The organism is Amycolatopsis sp. NBC_01307 (genome assembly GCF_035975215.1).
Lineage (GTDB): Bacteria > Actinomycetota > Actinomycetes > Mycobacteriales > Pseudonocardiaceae > Amycolatopsis.
In genome coordinates this window covers 1814390-1832661 of the sequence record NZ_CP108403.1, presented here as the reverse complement: position 1 = coordinate 1832661, position 18272 = coordinate 1814390, and the positions used below count along the sequence as shown (strand labels likewise).

Annotated in this window: 17 protein-coding genes; 13 read left to right on the top strand and 4 right to left on the bottom strand. The window is 71.5% G+C overall.

Annotation, left to right across the window (positions count from 1 at the left end; genetic code table 11):
* Positions 1 to 151: 151 nt before the first annotated feature.
* The 3 genes from OG439_RS07870 (at position 152) to OG439_RS07860 (ending at position 3800) form a co-directional block, all read left to right on the top strand.
* Positions 152 to 1192: a methyltransferase gene (locus OG439_RS07870; protein ID WP_326948698.1), complete on the top strand. Its 1041-nt coding sequence runs from the start codon at positions 152 to 154 to the stop codon at positions 1190 to 1192.
* The gene (locus OG439_RS07865; protein ID WP_326948697.1) at positions 1189 to 2409 is read left to right on the top strand and encodes a 3-deoxy-7-phosphoheptulonate synthase; all 1221 of its coding nucleotides are present in this window, start codon (positions 1189 to 1191) and stop codon (positions 2407 to 2409) included. The genes OG439_RS07870 and OG439_RS07865 overlap by 4 nt, the downstream gene beginning before the upstream one ends.
* A 374-nt stretch (positions 2410 to 2783) precedes the next feature.
* Positions 2784 to 3800 carry a DUF3592 domain-containing protein gene (locus OG439_RS07860; RefSeq protein WP_326948696.1) on the top strand — a complete coding sequence of 339 codons (1017 nt, stop codon included), beginning with the start codon at positions 2784 to 2786 and terminating at the stop codon, positions 3798 to 3800.
* A 268-nt stretch (positions 3801 to 4068) separates the two neighbouring features.
* Here OG439_RS07860 and OG439_RS07855 read toward each other — a convergent pair whose 3' ends face one another.
* Complete coding sequence (locus tag OG439_RS07855) at positions 4069 to 5022, bottom strand: hypothetical protein (protein ID WP_326948695.1); 954 nt, start codon at positions 5020 to 5022, stop codon at positions 4069 to 4071.
* A 37-nt stretch (positions 5023 to 5059) separates the two neighbouring features.
* Positions 5060 to 5665, bottom strand: coding sequence for a hypothetical protein (locus tag OG439_RS07850; RefSeq protein WP_326948694.1), 606 nt, complete (start codon positions 5663 to 5665; stop codon positions 5060 to 5062).
* A 217-nt stretch (positions 5666 to 5882) separates the two neighbouring features.
* Between OG439_RS07850 and OG439_RS07845 the strand changes: the two genes are divergently transcribed.
* Positions 5883 to 6533, top strand: a complete 651-nt coding sequence (locus tag OG439_RS07845; protein WP_326948693.1) for a hypothetical protein — start codon at positions 5883 to 5885, stop codon at positions 6531 to 6533.
* Positions 6530 to 6979, top strand: a complete 450-nt coding sequence (locus OG439_RS07840; RefSeq protein ID WP_326948692.1) for a hypothetical protein — start codon at positions 6530 to 6532, stop codon at positions 6977 to 6979. Before OG439_RS07845 ends, OG439_RS07840 begins: the two co-directional genes overlap by 4 nt.
* A 730-nt stretch (positions 6980 to 7709) precedes the next feature.
* Here the strand turns inward: OG439_RS07840 and OG439_RS07835 are convergent.
* Positions 7710 to 9266: a hypothetical protein gene (locus tag OG439_RS07835; protein ID WP_326948691.1), complete on the bottom strand. Its 1557-nt coding sequence runs from the start codon at positions 9264 to 9266 to the stop codon at positions 7710 to 7712.
* Between the two features lie 365 nt (positions 9267 to 9631).
* Here OG439_RS07835 and OG439_RS07830 point away from each other — a divergent pair, with 365 nt between their 5' ends.
* The 6 genes from OG439_RS07830 to OG439_RS07805 all read left to right on the top strand — a co-directional run bounded on the left by OG439_RS07830 (position 9632) and on the right by OG439_RS07805 (position 15213).
* On the top strand, positions 9632 to 10849 hold the full coding sequence (locus OG439_RS07830; RefSeq protein WP_326948690.1) for a serine hydrolase domain-containing protein: 1218 nt from the start codon (positions 9632 to 9634) through the stop codon (positions 10847 to 10849).
* 462 nt (positions 10850 to 11311) lie between these two features.
* Entirely contained in the window at positions 11312 to 12109 is a 798-nt protein-coding gene (locus OG439_RS07825) for an ABC transporter ATP-binding protein (protein WP_326948689.1), read from the top strand.
* A complete protein-coding gene (locus tag OG439_RS07820; protein WP_326948688.1) occupies positions 12106 to 12945 on the top strand; it encodes an ABC transporter permease in 840 nt (279 codons plus the stop codon). The genes OG439_RS07825 and OG439_RS07820 overlap by 4 nt, the downstream gene beginning before the upstream one ends.
* Positions 12942 to 13988 (top strand): ABC transporter substrate-binding protein, encoded by a 1047-nt coding sequence (locus OG439_RS07815; RefSeq protein ID WP_326948687.1) that lies wholly within the window; start codon positions 12942 to 12944, stop codon positions 13986 to 13988. The genes OG439_RS07820 and OG439_RS07815 overlap by 4 nt, the downstream gene beginning before the upstream one ends.
* 25 nt (positions 13989 to 14013) lie before the next feature.
* Positions 14014 to 14961 carry an amidohydrolase family protein gene (locus OG439_RS07810; RefSeq protein ID WP_326948686.1) on the top strand — a complete coding sequence of 316 codons (948 nt, stop codon included), beginning with the start codon at positions 14014 to 14016 and terminating at the stop codon, positions 14959 to 14961.
* A 93-nt stretch (positions 14962 to 15054) separates the two neighbouring features.
* Complete coding sequence (locus tag OG439_RS07805) at positions 15055 to 15213, top strand: hypothetical protein (protein ID WP_326948685.1); 159 nt, start codon at positions 15055 to 15057, stop codon at positions 15211 to 15213.
* A gap of 23 nt (positions 15214 to 15236) precedes the next feature.
* Here OG439_RS07805 and OG439_RS07800 read toward each other — a convergent pair whose 3' ends face one another.
* Entirely contained in the window at positions 15237 to 16256 is a 1020-nt protein-coding gene (locus OG439_RS07800; RefSeq protein ID WP_326948684.1) for an AraC family transcriptional regulator, read from the bottom strand.
* 142 nt (positions 16257 to 16398) lie between these two features.
* Here OG439_RS07800 and OG439_RS07795 point away from each other — a divergent pair, with 142 nt between their 5' ends.
* Together OG439_RS07795 and OG439_RS07790 are read left to right on the top strand one after the other, a co-directional pair.
* A complete protein-coding gene (locus tag OG439_RS07795; protein WP_326948683.1) occupies positions 16399 to 16767 on the top strand; it encodes an STAS domain-containing protein in 369 nt (122 codons plus the stop codon).
* A gap of 317 nt (positions 16768 to 17084) precedes the next feature.
* A complete protein-coding gene (locus OG439_RS07790; protein WP_326948682.1) occupies positions 17085 to 18161 on the top strand; it encodes an iron-containing redox enzyme family protein in 1077 nt (358 codons plus the stop codon).
* Positions 18162 to 18272: the final 111 nt, after the last annotated feature.

Sequence of the window (18272 nt, the reverse complement as noted above, 5' to 3'; positions counted from 1 at the left end):
GGCCACCGACGGTTGACACGTGCCCCAAAGGGAGACCGGTCCGCCGTGGGTGTTGCGCAAGAAGCTGCCCACGGACAACGTCCCGGATCAGGTGGTCCCCGGGCACCGTCTACTTGTCCGGAACCCAGTCCACCCCGGCCAGGAGGCCTTCATGCGACAGACCGCCGAAGCCGCGCTCGATCCGCAGCCGTTGCTCCGGCTCCTCCGAGGTTTCTGGGCGGCCAAAACCCTTGCGGTGGCCGTCCACCTGGATCTGTTCACCCACGTCGCCCGCGAGGCCGGAGCCACTCTGGAGACCCTGGGGGCCGCCCTGGGACTCCAGCGGCGGCCGGCGGACGCGCTGCTGACCGCCTGCACCGGCCTGGGACTGCTCGAACGGCACGAAAACCGCTACCACAACAGCGAGCTGACGCAGCGATTCCTGGTGCGCGGCAGCGAAGACTACTTCGGATCGGTGGTGGAGGCCGTCGATCAACGGAACTTCCCCGCCTGGATGAACGTCCTCGACGCGCTGCGCGACAACCGCCCGGTCAGCTGGGACCTCGGTAGCGGCGGAACGCTCTTCGACGGTGAAGATCCGCAGCTCGTCGACGGCGTCCGCAGTGGACTGAGACCACTCGTCACGGCGGCCGCCCGGGAACTGGCCCGTGTCGTCGACCTCTCCGGCGCCCGTCGGCTGCTCGACATCAGTGGCCACGGCGAGGCCTACGGCCTGGAGCTTTGCCGGCGATACCGGCAGCTGACCGTGACGGTGTACGACCAGCCTCTCCTGAGTTCGCTCGCGCGGGCCGAACGGGAGAACTCGCCCTTCGGGGACCGGCTGTCGGCGGTGACCGGTGACTTCCTCGCCGAGCCCGCTCTTCCCGCGGGCCACGACGTGATCCTCCTGGCCTCGGTGCTGTGCGACCTCGGGGAAACGGACTGCCGCCTGACGCTCGCGAAGTGCTACGCGGCGATGCCACCGCGGGGCCGGTTGGTCGTTGCCGACCTGTTCGTGGCCGATGACCGGAGCGGTCCACCCGAGGCCGCGTTGTCGGGGATGAACACGCTGGTCGAAACCATGGGCCGGACTTGCACGGCCGGCGAGTGCGGCACGTGGCTCGCCGAGGCCGGCTTCACCGGCGTCACCACCGCCGATTTCCGTGCGCCCACGGCGAACAAGGTGCTGACAGCGGAAAAGCCGGGCGCATGACCGCCACCGTGTCCGAGGAGGGCGCTCGCTGGCGGCCCGGCTCCTGGCGGGCCGCACCGACCGCGATGCAACCCCGGTGGCCCGGGAAGTACGACCTGGCAACGATAGCGCGGGACCTCGGCGAAGCCCCCGACCTCGTCACCGCCACCGAAATCGAGACGCTGGCCGACGGCATCGCCCGCGCCGCGGCAGGCGAGGCGCTGATCATCCACGCCGGAGAATGCGCCGAACGGTTCGACGCCGTCAGCGCGCCGGGGGTGGCGGCACGCATGGGGCAACTGCGCGAACTCGGGGCCGGGTTGACCGGAAGCCGGGTGCCGGCGGTGGTGATCGGGCGGATCGCCGGTCAGTACGCCAAACCGAGGTCGGCGGCGTCCCGGCTGCTGGTCCGCGGGTCGGGCGTGACGGAAATCGCCAGCTACCGCGGAGACATCGTCAACGACGTGTCCCCCGATCCGCTCTCGCGGACGCCCGACCCCCGGCGTCTGCTCCGCGCCTACCACCACGCGGCGGCGACCATGTCGCTGCTGCGAGCGCACGCAGTGGGGCACTCCGGTGTGAGCACAGGCGTCTTCACGTCGCACGAAGCGCTGCTCCTCCAGTACGAAGAGCCACTGACCCGGCTACGAGACGGTACGTGGCTCAACACGGGAACCCACCTGCCCTGGGTCGGCTGGCGGACCGCGGAGCCGTCCGGCGGACACATAGAGTACCTCTCGGGAATCGGAAACCCCTTGGCGGTCAAGGTGTCCGCCGGAACGAGCCCGGCGACGCTCGCCGACATCTGCCGCCGTCTCGACCCCGACCGGCGCCCCGGGCGGCTCCTGCTCATCGGGCGGTTCGGCGCCGACCGGGTGGCGGAAGCTCTCCCGGCACTGGCCGACGCGGTGCGCGGAGCCGGGCACCGCGCGGCCTGGATGTGCGATCCGATGCACGGCAACACCTTCACCGGACCGCACGGACGGAAGACGCGGCACGTGGAGGCCCTCCTGCGGGAGGTCGCCGGCTTCGTCCGGGTACTGACCTCGATGGACATTCCGGTGTCGGGCCTGCACCTCGAGGTCGCGACCGAGGCCGTGACCGAGTGCGTCGGCGGCCCGGGCGGCCCGGACCTGGAGGGCCTGAGCCGTCGTTACACGACGACGTGCGATCCGCGGCTGAACCCCCGGCAGGCGAGCTTCGTGGTCGCCGAGACCCACCGGCTGCTCTGGTCCTGACCGGAACCGGCACCCGTAGCGCCGACCGCACGCGACACGCGGTCGAGGTCGGCCTTCGACGGCGGCGGTGCGGTCTCGGCGTTCCCGACCGGTGATCCGCACGCCACCACGGTTCAGATGGGCTTGCTTACCGCAGCCGGGTATGTCGCGTTCCTTCTCGTCGGGCTGTCGGCCGGAGCGTGGATCGAATGCGCTTCGCCGCAGCACACGGATCCTGGGCTTGGCAGGCAGCATCGAAGAAGGCAGCCGGCGAGCGCGGCCCGTAGTCCGGGGTCTGCAGCAACTTGCACGTCTGGCGCGGCCGTCCGGTTGCCTCGCCGTCCTGTGCCGTTTCTCGCAGCATCGTTGCTGCTCAAGGCTTCTAAGCTCGGTTGATGGACCCCTTCGGCGGTTTCGTCAAGCGGCAGTGGGTGTGGTTCGCCCTCCCGGCGGCCGTGGTGGCCGTCTTCGCCTTTTCCCCGGAGGTGGTGGCGGCTTTCGGGCTGGTTCCCGCCGTTGCCGTGCTGGTTGCGGTGGGGTCCGGCGCCGCGGTCTGGTGCCTGCGGGTGTCGGTCCGGAACCGCGCTGCCGCGAGCGAGGACGGTTTCGGGGGCTGGCTGCCGCTGCCGACCGGCCACGACCACGACCGCCGGATCGACTTCGCGGCCGAAACCGGGCGGCTGCGCCGGGTGGCGCGTCGCGCGGCGGCGGTCGTCCTCGTCTGGATGGCTCTGGCCGGGGCCGGGGCGGCGGACATGGTCCTGCTCGACAAGGCCGCCGACGAGCTCCTCGCCACCGGCGCGCGGACCCCCGGCGAGGTGGTTTCCGTGCGGACGTTCACCCGGGGCGGGATGACGTTCGAGGTGCGCTTCCAGTCGCGGACCGCGAAGATCGTCCGCGACTCGAAGAACCCCTACACCGTCGGCGAGCGGGTCACCGTGATCTACGACCGGGCCGACCCGGATCGCGTGCGCACCCTGGTGGAAGAGAACAAGAGCAAGTTCCTCGTCAACCTCGGCTACGTCCTGCTCGTGGCCGGCTCGCTCGGGACGCTGTTCGCCGTCTGGGCCGCGGTGGGCTGGCGGGGCCGGGCCCGCGCGGTCGCGGCCACCGGGTGGCGGAACGCGACGGTCGACATCGTGCGCGTCTTCGCCCGCGACGGCCGCTCACTGAGGCGGCCGCCGCCGGAGATCCACGTCCGCTACCGCGAGGGCACCGGCATGGTGCTGAAGGCGGTGTCTTCGACGCACGGGGCCAATGCGCTGGCGGACTTCACCGACCGGCTCGCGTGGGTGGGCGGCTGGGGACGGCACATGGTCGTCCTCTTCCCGAACGGCCCGCGCCGCCCCGGTCCGTACGTCGTTCCGGCTTTCGCGTTGAACCTGCGCACCGAGGGCGGGGGCCGCCGGTGACCGGCGGGCGGCGTGGATGGCCGGGTGCATCAGCCACCGGGCCATGCGCGGCGGCAAGCCGCGTCCACGCCGGTGTTCCTGCGGGCAGCCGAACGGGCAGCGGGCCGGAGCATGCACGCCGACGGACCTTTCGTCGATCCCGGCTGCCGTGCCGGGTCCGTGGCGGCCACCCCTCGGCACGGCCAGAGGCTCACCTCCGGCAGCCGGCCCGGATCTTCGTCGTAGCCACCGGCATCGCCCTGAACGCGCTCGCCCGGCCCGGGGTACCTCACCGGTCCGGGTCGGCCGCTTCGGTGATCCGCCGGAACAGTGCGGGCAGCAGATCCTGCACCACGACCTCGCCGACCCGGCCGACCCGGGCGATGGCCCGCCGTTCGATGCCGCTCTCCCGGCGCACGTGGTGCAGCCGCAGGCCGGAGAAGTCCCGGAAGACGACCAGGCCGCCCGTGTCCTCCGCCTCCCGTGCGTAGGGATCGAACGTCACGCACAGGGGCAAGGTCGCCTTGGCGGCCGCTTCGTCCCATCGGAAGAACCGGGGGTCCCGCAGGTGCAACCGCGCCCCGAAGTCCTCCAGCGCCTCGACCACGCCGCCGAGCGCGTCGGAGACCTGGTCGGTCACCTCGGCGATCCTGCCCTGCGGCAGCGCGCCGCTCACGACGGCGCCACCCACCGCCGCCAATCCGCCGGCCACGGCTTCCACCGCGTCACCGCCGCCGCCCAGCGAGTCGTAGGGCCTGGCGCCGACGGCGTCGAACTCCACGGGGAACACCCGGACGCCCAAGGTCGTCGGCGGATCCGACTCCGTGCCCTCACCGGCGAGCAGGAGGCCCTCCCGGCCGTGCTCCCCGAACCACTCGACCAGCTCGTTCCACGTCCCGCGGACCTTCCGCTGCGAGTTCAGCGTGGTGACCGTCACGGACACGTACTGCCCCGCGGAGTCGCGGTAGTCGACCTCGGTGGTCCCGGCGGCCCGGTCCACCGCGTGCGGCCGGATCATGGTGGCAAGCGGGCCGGACGAGACGATGACGTCCTGACCGGACGGCGTCCACAACATCCTCTTGCGGGCGTTCCAGCCTTCGGCGACGTACACCTGGAGCCGCGGCGCGCCTGCCCGGTCGAGCACCAGCCGCGTCTGCGCGGACGCCTTCCCCTTGGCCTTCGTCGCGGCCGCGGCCAGTGCCGAGAGGATCGTCTCCCGCACCGGGTCGTCCGGGTTCGTCACGGCGTCTCGCCTCCTTCCGGCGGTCGTCGGCACGCGTTCACGCGAGGACCGCGCCGGTGATCGTCTCGGCCACCTCGTCGGCGGGGATCGCGGCGACGAGCGCGGCGACTTCGGCGGACGACAGGCGAAGCCGCCGTGCCAACGCCGGCAAGGCGGCGGCAAAGCGCTCCAGCACCTCCGTCAGAAAGCGGTCGAGCACAGCGGCTTCGTCCGGATCCGGTGCCCCGGTGCCCGCCGGCTCGACCGGCACCCAAGCGGTCCGGCTTTCGTCGAGCTTCCAGTACCCGTCCTCGGTGACCTGGCGTCGCCAGGCGTCGCCTTCCCGGACGAGCCATTCGCCGCGTTCGCCGTCCCAGTGCCAGTCGTCGGCCGGACCGTGTTCGCCGGCCAGGACGCCCGGGCCGATCCGGTCGAGCAGCAGCAGGACTTCTTCCGGGCTCGCGCGGTCGAAGAGCCCGGCCAGGAAGCTCTCGACGTCGGTCGCGGCGAAACCGTGCTCCCCCGCCAAGTCCGGCAGCCGCTCCGCGAACGACGCGAGATCCGCTTGCTCCCAGGCGGCGAGCACGACGGCGAACCACAGCTCGGCGCCGGACCGGTCGCGGCCCGCCGGAACGGACGTCAGCAACCACGCGCGATCGTCCATGCTGCGTTCCTCCCGGTCCGGAGTCGGCGAAGTCATCCCGAAGGTAAGCCGCGGGACACGGATTTCTTCAGGCCCGCCCGGGCAGACCGCGTGCCCGGGCGGGCAGCCGCGCCGGCCGGTTCCGCGGGCAGGGCTGCCTTCGAGACTGCCCGGTGTGCTCGGACCGACCGGCCGCGGTCGCCGATCATGGTGCTGGCCGACCACGACGGGAGACGAGATGACCAGCACCGAGAACGACGACTACAGCTGGCTGGACGGACCGGTGGAGCCCGACTCCGAAACCGTGGTGGTGCTGCACGACGTGCCCTCGTTCGGGATCGAGCAGGAACAGGCCGGCTACTGCTACGCGGCCGTCGAGCAGATCCTGCGGGGCACGCTGGCCGGTGACTGGGTGAGCCAGGACCAGATCGCGCACGAGTTCTGCCGCCGGAAGCATGCCGTCGGCCTGGCCGGCGCCGCCGGCGGCGACCAGTACATCGCGAACTACAACGCCGCCATCGACCGGCTGGTGGCGGACTTCGGCGTCGCGGAGGACTGGGACTCCGTCCGCGTCTACCTCGAAGACGAGCAGATGCGGAACACCGTGGAAGCACTGCACCACAGCTGGGGGCTGCCGAACCTGGGCCTGTTCCCCGGCCGGCCCGGGCACGGCCTGGACGTCGATCTGCTCTGCGGAACGATCGACGGCGGCGGGCTGATCGCCGTGATGCAGGAGATCCACTACCAGGTCGTCTACGGGTACCGGCGCTCCGTGGTCGACGGTGCCTCGACCTGCTACGCGCTCGTGTACGACCCGATGGACAAGAAGTCCGCCGAACTGGAACCGGGGTCGTTCGCCAACTGGGACCTGGCTTACCTCGAGCGGTGACCGGTGCCGGCCGCGCGTGTCACAGGCGGATCCGGCGGATCGCCGACCAGGTCCGCGGGGCCGTCGCCGGTGTACCCACGCACCCGGACGTCGTACCCGGTCCGATCACCCGGCGCGGCGCGGGCAACTTCGTGCAGCCGCGCGAAACCCGCGTCGTCGAGAGCGGTGAACCGGTTGAAGGCGACGACGACCGCTTCCCGTGGGTGTGCGCGGGCGAAAGCGCCGATCTCCTCGAGCCGAGCGCCGACGGACTCGGGCCGGGCAAGGACAGCTCGGTGAGCGGGGCGTCCGCGATTCCCGGCAGAATCCCCATCCAGTCGCCGAGCGGAACGGAGGAGGAGTCCACAGGTGACGCGTCCGCGGGCCACTCCTGCCCGAACAGCAGCAAGACCGCCACGACGATCACCCGCAGTACACCTGTTCCGCCTCCGCTCACCGAGCCGTGACGAGCACGTTACGGGCAGTTCCCGGTGGACGGATCCGCCGATCGGACAGCCCGATCGGCCCGACTTCGCCGACCGCTGCCGGTGATCGTCCTTGCCGCGCCGGTTGCCCGATCGTCCGTGATCTCGACCTCGGGGAAGGCAACTGATCACCACGACGGTCGCGGCCCGGTGAAGACCGCGCAGAGGTGATCGGGCGGGTCGTGACCACCGCGGTCGCGGACCTGCTCGCCGCGCCGGAGGAGCCGGCCCCCCTTACCGACGCGCGTGCCGGCCGGTGCCGCACAGCCGCCCCGTACACCTCGCGCGGCGGCAGACCGGGAGCACCGGCCGCTGCGTCCGGTCCGCCACAGCCCGCCGGGCCGAGCCCGCTTCGTGGCATCGGATCCTCGCGACCCGGTGCCTGCCCGCGGGTTGCGGTCTGTGGCCGTCCGTTGCAGCAGGGCTTGCGCCGGCCGGACCGACGGCGGGTACGGCGCGACCGACGAGGTCGCCCGCAAAGCGTTCCTGCGCCTGCCGGAAGCGCTGCCTGCGGCCGTGGGGAACGGCGAGTCGTGCCTGTGCCTGCTGGTTTCCGCCGTCCGGGGGCCGAACTCGCGAGGCGGGGCCCGGCCGAAGCGCTCGGCTGCGCGCCGGACGAGCCGGCCGACCTGATCGCCGCGTCCTGAGCCCGGGCGCGGCGAGGGGCTTGGAGCGAGTCGGGACGAAGGAACTCACGCAGGGCCGGGCCGGGTCACGACCTCCTGGCCCCGATGGATCCGGTCGTGATGCCGTCCTCTGAGGTGTCCGCGCCGGACGCGTCGGACGCGTCGGACGCGTCGGACGCGTCGGCGTCCACCAGGCCCAGCGCCGCCGGGTCGAGCAGGAATCCCGTGGCCTCCTCCCCGCCCGGCGCCGAAGCCTCGGCCGGCTCACCGGTCGAGGACGGCTTCTCCGCGCCGGCCATCTCGGCTCTCTTGGCGAACTTCCGGGTTTCGGCCCGGTAGTTCCCGGTCGCGTCGGCGGCATCAGGAGCCGCACCGGTGCCGGCAACGAGCTTCTTGTCGGTGATGCGGGCCATGGCCGCGCGGAAGGCCGGCTCGTCGTGGGCGTTCCAGTAGGTGATCCGGCCGGGATTGCCCGGCCGAGGTGACTTGGTGACGACCAGCACCCCCAGGGCTCCGTGGTCCCGCAAGTGGTCGGCTTCCCCGAGTTCGTGCGTGCCGTTGGTCCCGGGCACCAGCACGTGTTCGCGCAGCTGGTAGAACGCGAGCAGCGCGCCGTCGCCGGCGCTTTTGAGGGCGGCCTGGGAAAGCCGGCCGATCTGCTTGCGATCGAACCTGAATTCGACCGCGCCCGTCTCGCCACCGGGCTCCACGTCGAAGTGCCTGACCACGTGGACCACTCCGCGGTGGTCGGTGACGACCAAGGCCCGGCGGGCGCGCGCGAGCTCCTCCGCCGGGTTCCGACGGCCCCGCGCCCGGCCGGAACCCCCGTCCCGCTCGGCCACGGCGCGGTTTTTGCGCCCGACGCGATCCGCCGGCGCGCGGGCGTCCAGGCCGATCGCCTCGGCCCAGGCTGCGAGCCGGCCCAGCTGGGCGCCCCAGTCCGTGAACCACTCCTGCAGCCAGTCCATCGCCACGTCGGCGAGTTCGGTCAGCACCTCGGGCGGGACTTCCTCCCGGCCGGTCGTCCATTCGACGAACCGGGAGTCCACGTCCGCCTCGCGCAGCAGCGTGGTGAGAGGCCGGACCCGCATGTGCTCGTCGAGGCCGGCGTCCGCGAAGAGCTCCCAGTCCGCCGCCGACATGCCCTCGACGGCGAGCCGCTCTCGTTCCGCCAGCTCGGTGAAGAGAACACCCAGGGCGGACACGATCACCTGGCCGCTGCCGCCGCCGAACCGGGCCACGACCTCGACGACCCGGCGGACCGTCGGCGTCGCGGCCAAGAGCGCCTCGGCTCCTTCCGGATCGTCCTGCCAGAGCACGCCGAGCCGGTCGGCCGCCCCGGAGCCGTCGCCGGAAGCGAAGGCGCAGCACAGCAGGAAGGCGTGCGGAGCCCAGGCTCCGACCGCGTCCGCGTCGTCGAGGTACCCGGCGAAGAGCGCGCTTCCGCGGTCGGCCTCACCCAGCGAAACGAGCCCGGGCAGCGACGACGGCGGCTGGCCGTAGCGCACCTCCCACGCCGCGTTCCGGACGTCGTCGGGGGTGTCGTCCGCCAGGCAGTACGCCGTGGGTTCCCCGTCCCGGGTCTCGAGGACGTCGCAGTGTGCCCAGATGGCCGCAGCCAGGTTCTCGAGCCAGCTCGTCATGGGAACTCCTGGTGGTCTTCCGTCGAGGTGGGCCGTGCGCTCACCGCCCGGCGCGGCAGCGGCGCGAGGGTGGCCGCCCGGGCGTAGGCGGCCACCCTCTCCCCTGCCGCTCCGGAGCGCGGTCCGCTGCTCCGGAGCTCGTGGGCCGACGGCCGGGCGATCCGCCGTCCGGTGTCACGATCCCCCGGGCAGGTGCGCCGGTCCCCGTCCCTTCGGGCAGCTTTCGGGTCCCCTCCGGCCGCACCACCCCGGCTTCCCGATGGTGCACACAGCCTGCCCGGGCCGCTGCCTGCCGCACGGGACCCGGGCCGGTCATCACCTCGGAAGATGACCCTCAGCCGGACCGGTCACGGGCAGGAGACCCCATGCGAACACGAACTCGAGGCGCGCTGGCCGCCGCGCTGCTCCTGCTCGTCACAGGATGCACGACGACCACCGCCCCGGCGGCCGGGCCCGCCACGCCGGCCACGCCACCGCCGCCGGTTCCGGCGTTCGCGGCCCAGCTGCGGCCGAAGCTCACCGAAGCCATGGCCCGGCTCAAGCTGCCGGGCGCGATCGTCGAGGTCACCGTGCCCGGGCAGGGCACCTGGCTGGAGGCGCTGGGTTCGGGCTCGACCGACGGGCGGACCCCGATCACGATCGACGACCACATCCGGATCGGAAGTGTCACCAAGAGCGTCACGGCCGAAGTCGTGCTGCAGCTGGCCGACGCCGGCAAACTGCGGCTCGACGACCCGGTGGCGAAATACCTGCCGCAGATCCCGGACGGTGACCGGGTCACCGTGCGCGCGCTGCTGGCCATGACGGCCGGGCTGTTCAACTTCACCGAAGACGACTACTTCAACCGGACGCAGGACGAGCACCCGCCGAAGGTCTGGACCGTGGACGAGGCGCTGGCCACCGCGCTCGCCCACCCGCCCTACTTCGCGCCGGGCGCCGGATTCCACTACTCGAACACCAACTACGAGGTGCTCGGGCTGATCGCGCAGAAAACGGGCGGCGCTCCGCTGGGCACCCTCATGCACGACCTCGTGTTCGCGAAGCTGGGCATGTCGTCGACCACGCTGCCGGCCGTCGACGACGGTGCCATCCCGCAGCCGCACCCCCGTGGCTACATGTACGGCACCAACGTCCAGGGCAACGAGGCCTACAAGGCCGCGGTCGCGGGGAACCAGGCCGGCGCCCGGATCACCGTCCCGGACGGCGCCGGGCCGGCCGACGTGACCGACGACCCGGTGCCCGGCCCGGCCAGCGGCGGCCTGATCTCGACCGCGCGGGACATGACGATCTGGGCCAAGGCGCTCGGCACGGGAGAGCTGCTGAACCCGGCGACGCAGGCCGCGCGCACGGATTTCGGCGACAACCACTACGGGCTCGGCATGGAACAGGCAGCCGGCGGCCTGATCGGGCACAACGGCGCGGTACCGGGTTTCCAGTCGTTCGTCGGCTACCAGCCCCGCACCGGCGCGACCGTCGTCGTCCTGACCAATCTGCTGGTGGCGCCGAACACCTACTTCGGCGAGGCGCTGCCGGCCGACACGCTGGCGGGTGTCGTCCAGCAGACTCTGCTCCCCACCGCGTGAGCCCGGACCCCTTCCGTGGCAAGGGATCCAGGCGCACGAGCTTTGCGCTGCCCGCGCGCAGAATGACCCCGCTCCGGGCGACCTCGAGCACCTTCGCGTTCTCCAGCCGGACGCCGTTGCTGAGAGCGCTTCGTCGGTTTCCGGGCGAGCAGCCGTCAGGGCCTCGATCCGCGTCCTCCGCCGCGGCCGCGACCGACGGCGGATGATCGGACGACGTGGTGGACGATTTTCGTTTCGTTGTCGACGAATCCGCGGCGGACGCGAGGCATTGCGCCTCTTCGGGCAGAGTTCGGAGTCACAGCGGTGCCCCTCACCCCAGCCCGTGCGTCATCCCTACGGGCCGTGTCGTGGCCCTGCCGGGCACATGTGGGACAACTGCCTTTCCGCGGCCGCCCGGGACGTGTTCCATGAATTTCCGTCACCGGCATGGGCCGGAAACCACCTGAGGAACGGAGCAGGTACATGGGCGCAACCGCCTTGGCCGCCGCCAACCTCAACCACACCTATCCGGCACGCGGGCGCGGGCCGGCGCTGCCGGTGCTCGACGACGTCTCCGTGGCCGTCGGCCAGGGCGAGGTCGTCGCCATCCTCGGACCGAGCGGCTGCGGCAAGTCGACGCTGCTGAACCTCCTGGCGGGCCTGCTCACCCCGGATACCGGCAGCGTGCTGCTGAACGGCAGGGACATCGCGGGCATCTCGGGTCACCTGGCCTACATGATGCAGGACGACCTCCTGCTGCCGTGGCGGACGGTGCTGGACAACGTCGTCCTCGGCCCGGAACTCGCCCGGTCCGGCCGGCGTGCCGCACGCGAGCGTGCTCTCGGTCTCATGCCGACCTTCGGGCTCGCCGGCTTCGAAAACTACTTCCCGCACGCGCTTTCCGGTGGCATGCGCCAGCGCGCCGCGTTCATGCGGACGGTGCTGTGCGACCGCGACGTCATCCTGCTCGACGAGCCGTTCGCCGGGATCGACGCGCTCACGCGCAACGCCCTGCACGAATGGTTTCTCGGCCTGTGCGAGCAGTTCGATCTGACGACCCTCGTCATCACCCACGACCCGGAGGAGGCGGTCTTCCTCGCCGACCGCATCTACATTCTCTCGCCCCGCCCGACCTCCGTCCGCGCCGTCGTCGAGATCGACCTGCCGCGGCCGCGGCACCGGGAGATCGTCACCTCCGCGGAGTTCGCCCGGCTCAAGGGCGAAGTGCTGAGGCCGCTCTGGGCCGACCTCGCCGACCCGGTCGCGACGGAGGTCCGATGAGGACTGCAAGCCGTGTGCTCCTGCGGAGCACGGGTGTGCTGGCGCCACTGGCACTCGCCGTGGTCGCGCTGGCGCTGTGGGAGCTGGTGGTCGACCTCGCGAAGGTCCCGGACTACCTGCTGCCCGCACCGTCGGCCGTTCTCGCTTCGCTCGGCGAGAGCGCTCCCCTCCTGCTCGGCAACGTGCAGACCACCGCCGTCGAGGTCGTCGGCGGCTACTGCCTCGCGCTGCTCACCGCCGTCACGCTGGGCTCGGCTCTGGCGTACTCCCGCGTGTTCCGCCGGGCGGCGATGCCTCTGGTGATCGCGTGGAAGACGGTACCGACCATCGCCGTCGCACCGCTGCTGGTGATCTGGTTCGGCTTCGACGTGCTGCCCAAGCTGCTCATCACCGCACTCGTCTGCTTCTTCCCGATCACCGTCAACACCGCCGACGGGCTGCTGTCGGTGGACCCCGGCCGCAAGCAGCTGTTCCGGGTGCTCGGCGGGAGCGGCTGGAGCCGGTTCACCAAACTCGACCTGCCCGCGGCGCTCCCGCACCTGCTCACCGGGATGAAGGTCGCCGTCCCGCTGTCGGTCATCGGTGCCACGACCAGCGAATGGGTGGGGGCGGGCGCCGGCCTCGGCCGGCTGATCCTCGACGACCTCAACCAGCTCGACACGACCCGCGTGTTCGCCGCCATCCTCCTGCTGTCGCTGCTCGGCATCGTCCTCTACGGCCTGGTGGTCCTGCTCGAACACACCACCACGTCGTGGCAGCGCGCCGCCTTCCGCGTACAGCCGCGCTCATCCCGCCTTCGAAGCCCACTGATCCATCGACCCGAGGACAGGCCATGACCACGATGACCGGAAGACCCGCACTCGCGCTGGCCGGCGCCGCCCTGCTGCTCGGCACCCTCACCGCCTGCGGTGGGTCCGCGGGCACCCCGGCCGCGGGCGATCCGCCGACCAAGATCCAGTTCACCGCCGGATTCGCACCCAACGCCACGACGACGAACATCGTCGCCGGGGTCGATCAGGGCTTCTTCGCCAAGCAGGGGCTCGACGTCGGGCTGATCACCCCGGCCAACGCCGCGGACGCCACCAAGCTGCTCACCGGCGGGAGCGTCCAGTTCGCCGTGATCAACTCGTTCAACCAGATCATCGCCAAGTCCCAGGGCGTCGGGCTGGTCTCGGTGGCCGCGACCGTGCAGAACGCCAACCACGGCATCATGTCCCGCGCGGACGCGCCGATCACCGACCCGAAGCAGCTCGAGGGCAAGACCGTCGGCATGACCGGGTTCGTCGGCAACAAGGTGATGCTGAAGGACATCCTGCGCCGCCACGGCGCCGACCCCGACAAGGTGAAGCTGGTCGACGTCAACCTCAACGGGCCGGCACTGCTCGCCCAGAAGAAGGTCGACGCGCTCGGCGACGCCATCGACTACAACGTCCCGACCTCGTACAACCAGGCGATCCACAAGCCGCTCGACGACAAGTCGAGTTACACCTTCCTGCCCTTCCACGACCTCGGCATGTTCCCCTACGAACTGGCCAATATCGCCGTTTCCCAGGACTACGCCCAAGCCCACCCCGACCTGGTCCGCCGATTCCTCACCGCCTGGCAACAGGCCACCCAGTGGTCCATCGATCACCCGGAGGAAGCCGTCGCCGGCACGGTCAAGCGCTACCCCAACCTCAACCAGGCGACCGTGCTCGCGCAGTGGCGGGTGCTCGCCCCGCAGATCCAGAGCCCGGACACCGCGGCCCACGGCCTCGGCTGGCAAACGCCGTCGAAGTGGAGCTCGATCGACGAGCTGTTCACCACCGCCGGGGTCACCAAGCACAGCGCGGACCTCAACGCGCTGGTGAACAACACCTTCCTGCCCGCCAAGCCCTGACCGGCCCGATCCCGAGGAGATCCGCATGCCCCTCATCGCACTCGAAGAACACATGCTGCCCGCCGACCTGGCCCGCACGGCGAAAGCGAAGCACGCGGACGTGCCGCGGATGCGTGACGCGCTCGACGAAGTCGGCGAGCAGCGCCTGGCCGCGATGGACGCCGCCGGCATCGACATCCAGGTGCTCTCCATCGGCGCGCCCGGCGCCGCCGCGCTCCCGCCCGAGGCGTCGGTGCCGATGGCCCGGCAGCTCAACGACCGGGTCGCGGCCGCGGTGACGGCGCACCCGGACCGGTTCCGCGCCATGGCCACCCTGCCCACGCCCGACCCGGACGCCGCGGTCGCCGAGGCGTACCGCGCGGTGCGGGAGCTCGGCTTCTGCGGTGTCATGATCAACGGGCACACCAACGGCGAGTTCCTGGACGAACCCCGGTACGACCAGATCCTCGGAGCCGTCGCGGAACTGGGCGTGCCGCTCTACCTGCACCCGACTTTCCCGCCCCAGGCCGTGCGCGACGCCTACTTCCACGGGTTCGACGCGGTCACCAGCCGCACGCTGTACACCGGCGGCTGGGGCTGGCACGCCGAAACCGGGCTGCACGTGCTGCGGATGGCGGTGGGTGGGGTGTTCGACCGCTACCCGGACCTCCAGGTCGTGATCGGCCACATGGGTGAGAATCTGCCGTTCTCCCTCATGCGCGCCGACAGCCGCCTCGCACTGGAGCGCCCGGACCTGCCGTCGGTCGCGGAGACGATCCTCTCCCACGTGCACCTCACGATCTCCGGTTACACGACGGTGCCGCCCCTGCAGTGCGCGCTCGCGGTGTTCGGCGCCGATCGCATCATGTTCGCCGTGGACTACCCGTGGTCCGACTGCGTGGAGACGGCCGAGTTTCTCGCGGCCGCACCGCTGAGCCCGACCGACCGGGAGAAGATCGCGCACCTCAACGCGGAGCAGCTCTACAAGCTCTGATCGGTCACTCCGCCGCTTGTCTCCGTCGGCTTGACCGTGCCGGCCACGACCAGCGCCGCGTGCGGGAGCCCGTCCCAAGCCAGGAGTACGGCGGTGTTCCCGGCGTCCGGTCCGCTGCGTCACCTCGAACTCCCACCGGGAGTCGACACAGCGGCCGGCCGCCTGGTCGAGCCCGAGATCTACGTTCCCGACCCCGCCGCCCCGGGCGTACTCGGTGAACGCGGCCGGCTGATGCTCGACGGCGACCGGTGACAGCGCGCACCGCATCCGGCCGTTCACAGGCCCCCGTTCGTCCCCCTCACCGGGTGACGGCCGTGCAAGGTCTCCGAGGGCAGGACGCCGAACTTGCGGCGGTAGGCGGCCGAGAACCGGCCGGCGTGCAGGAAACCCCAGCGAGCGGCGACCGCGGCGATCGTCGTGCCGTCGGGGTCGGCCGTCGTGAGCTCGTCGTGCACCCGGGTCAGGCGGACATCCCGCAGGTAGGCCATCGGCGGCAGCTCGAACCAGCGCTGGAACCCTTCCTGCAGTGCGCGGACGCTGACCGAGACTTCACGGGCCAAGGTGCTCGAAGTCCACGGCAGCCCCGGCTCGTCTTCGATCAGCTCGACGGCCCGGCGTAACGCCCGGGGCGGGACCGGGGCCGCCGACGCGTGCAGGTGGTCGCTGTAGTTGTTCGGCTGGGCCAGGAGCAGACCGGCGATCACCAGGCTCTGCAGGTGCGCGGCGGCCGCGGGGTGGTGCGTGATCCCGCCCGGCCGGTCCGCCTCACGCTCCAGCAGAGCCAGCACTTCGAGCCACGACCGCGCCGCCGGGGCGTCCAGGTCCATCGCGGTGGCGAAGCGCAGCCGCTCGCCCGGTGGCCGCCCGAGCTGGCGCTCCAGCTCCAGTTCCAGCTCGTGCCGGTCGATCATGAGGCAGAGCTGGGCGCACGCGGCTCCCCACCGCAGGTCGGCCGGATAACCCGGCACGAACACGGCAGCCCGCCCGGGTCCGGCGAACACCGGTTCCCCCGTACCGCAGCGCTGCTCGCTACGTCCGGTGACCGGGATGTTGACGTGGTAGTTGCCGGCGTCGACCGTGCCGAGCCGGACGGCGCTCCCGTAGCGCAGGTAGCCCGCGGTCACCGCGCCCAACCGGACCGCGTTGAGCCGCATGTCCAGGTCGATCGCACCGTCCAGGACTTCGATCCGATGAGGCAGGTACGTCCGGGCCACCGCTTCGTGCGCTTCGTCGACGTCCATCGCGCGTGCGACCGGATGCCCGGGCAGCAGCTCCGTTTGAGGCAAGCCCGTCACAAGCCGAACAGTAATCGTCTCGTCACGCTCACGCCAACGCGGGTAACGGACAGTGTGCCGCGTGAATCGGCTGTGCCGGAGCAGTGCCGGGCACTTCACTGGAGCGGCTGGGAGAACTACCGCGGGGAGAAACGTGCAGGTGATGGATCCGGGCCCGTCGATGACGGAGTCCGTGCAGGTCGAGCCGCTGGACCACCTGAGGCCGGGAGCCCGTCTGCTGCGTCCACGCGGTCATTTCCACGCGCGGACCGGGATCGAGCTGATGGCCGTCATCGACGGGCAGCGAGCACACGCCCTCGACCTGCTGATCCTTGACCTGACCCACCTGGCCACCTTCGGCCCGGTGGCCCTCCAGATCGTCGTGCAGATCGCGACGGAGCTCCACCGCGTCGACGTCGGGCTGCGGCTGGTCGGCTCGGAACAGACCGTCGGCTCACCCTTGACCGTGGCCGGCGTGCGGTCCCTGTTCACCCTGCACAGCACGGTCGGCGAAGCCCTCGGAGCCCGGTGACCGCCCGGACGTCCACCTGATCTCAAGCGACGACGGCCTCGCCCTCGACCGGCTCCGCGTCGGCCACACCTTGCCGCTGGTGCTCGACCCCACCCACCGCGCGCACGAACTCGACCCGGACCGCCGATCTGTCAGGCCCTGAGCGAAACCGCTTCCACGGGCAGCCCCGCCATGCCGCGAACCAAGGTCTGCACGTCCGCGTAGGCGTCCGCCGCGCCGATCCGGGCCGAACACGTGTTTCTCACCCTCGAGCGTCGACTGTGGAGTGAAGCCAGTTCGGGTGGGTACCCGGAGATTCCCGCACTCCAGGAGGATTCATGCGCTTGCCCTGCCCCCGCGGGCCGATGAGTTCCGCGGCCACCGCCCGGCTCCGCTGTGCGCCCGATGACGTGGCCGCCGGCCCGGTCCCGGCCGCCACCGGCCTTCCGGTGCTGCACGACGAAGACCTCCAGCTGACCCTGTGGATCTGCTACGAACTGAGCTACCGCGGCTTCGACGACGTCGACGCCGGCTGGGAGCACGCACCGATGATCACCGGACTGCGCCGGCAGCTGGAACACCGCTGGGTCAACGGCCTCCGCGACCTCGTCACGCCCACCGCGGTGGAACCCGACGCCGTGCCGCGGGCCTTGGCCGATCTGGTGCGCGCCGACGAAGGGCCGCCGCTGGCGAAATTCCTGCAGCGCCGCGCGTCCGACGCGCAGTTCCGCGAATTCGTCACCCACCGGTCGGTGTACCACCTCAAGGAAGCCGACCCCCACAGCTGGGCCATCCCCCGGCTTTCCGGCGCCGCGAAGGCCGCGCTGATCGAGATCCAGGCCGACGAGTACGGCCAAGGCCGCCTCGAACGGATGCACTCCGAGCTCTTCCGCGCCACGATGCGGGCCCTCGGCCTGGACGACGGCTACGGCACCTACGTCGACCGCGTACCCGCCGTGACCCTCGCGGTGAGCAACCTGATGTCCCTGTTCGGGTTCCACCGCCGCTGGCTCGGCGCCACCCTCGGGCACCTGGCGGCGTTCGAGATGACGTCGTCGCTGCCGAACCGCCGCTACGGCAACGGGTTGCGCCGCCTCGGCGGGGACCCGACGGCGACCCGGTTCTACGACGAGCACGTCGAGGCCGACGCGGTCCACGAGCAGATCGCCGCGCACGACCTGTGCGGCTCCTTCGCCCGGGAGAACCCGGCCGCCGCGGGCGATGTCCTGTTCGGCGCGGCGTGCGGACTGGCCGTGGAGGCCGAGTTCGGCCGGACGTTGCTTGCCCACTGGGAAGCAGGCCGGACGTCCCTGCGCCTGGTGGATGCCGGCGCCGAAGGGTTTCAAGGTGGGGATCCCGAATTGGTACAACGCGCCGAAGCCGTGGCCGGGATCGATGACCTCGCCGTCCGCTGAACGGATCTCGCCGCTGACCGTCGGCGTCGAGGAGGAGTTCCTCGCCGGCTACGAGACCTGCGGCTGCCGCACCGGAGCGACCGGAGCCGAGCGGCAAACCCGGGTCGCGGA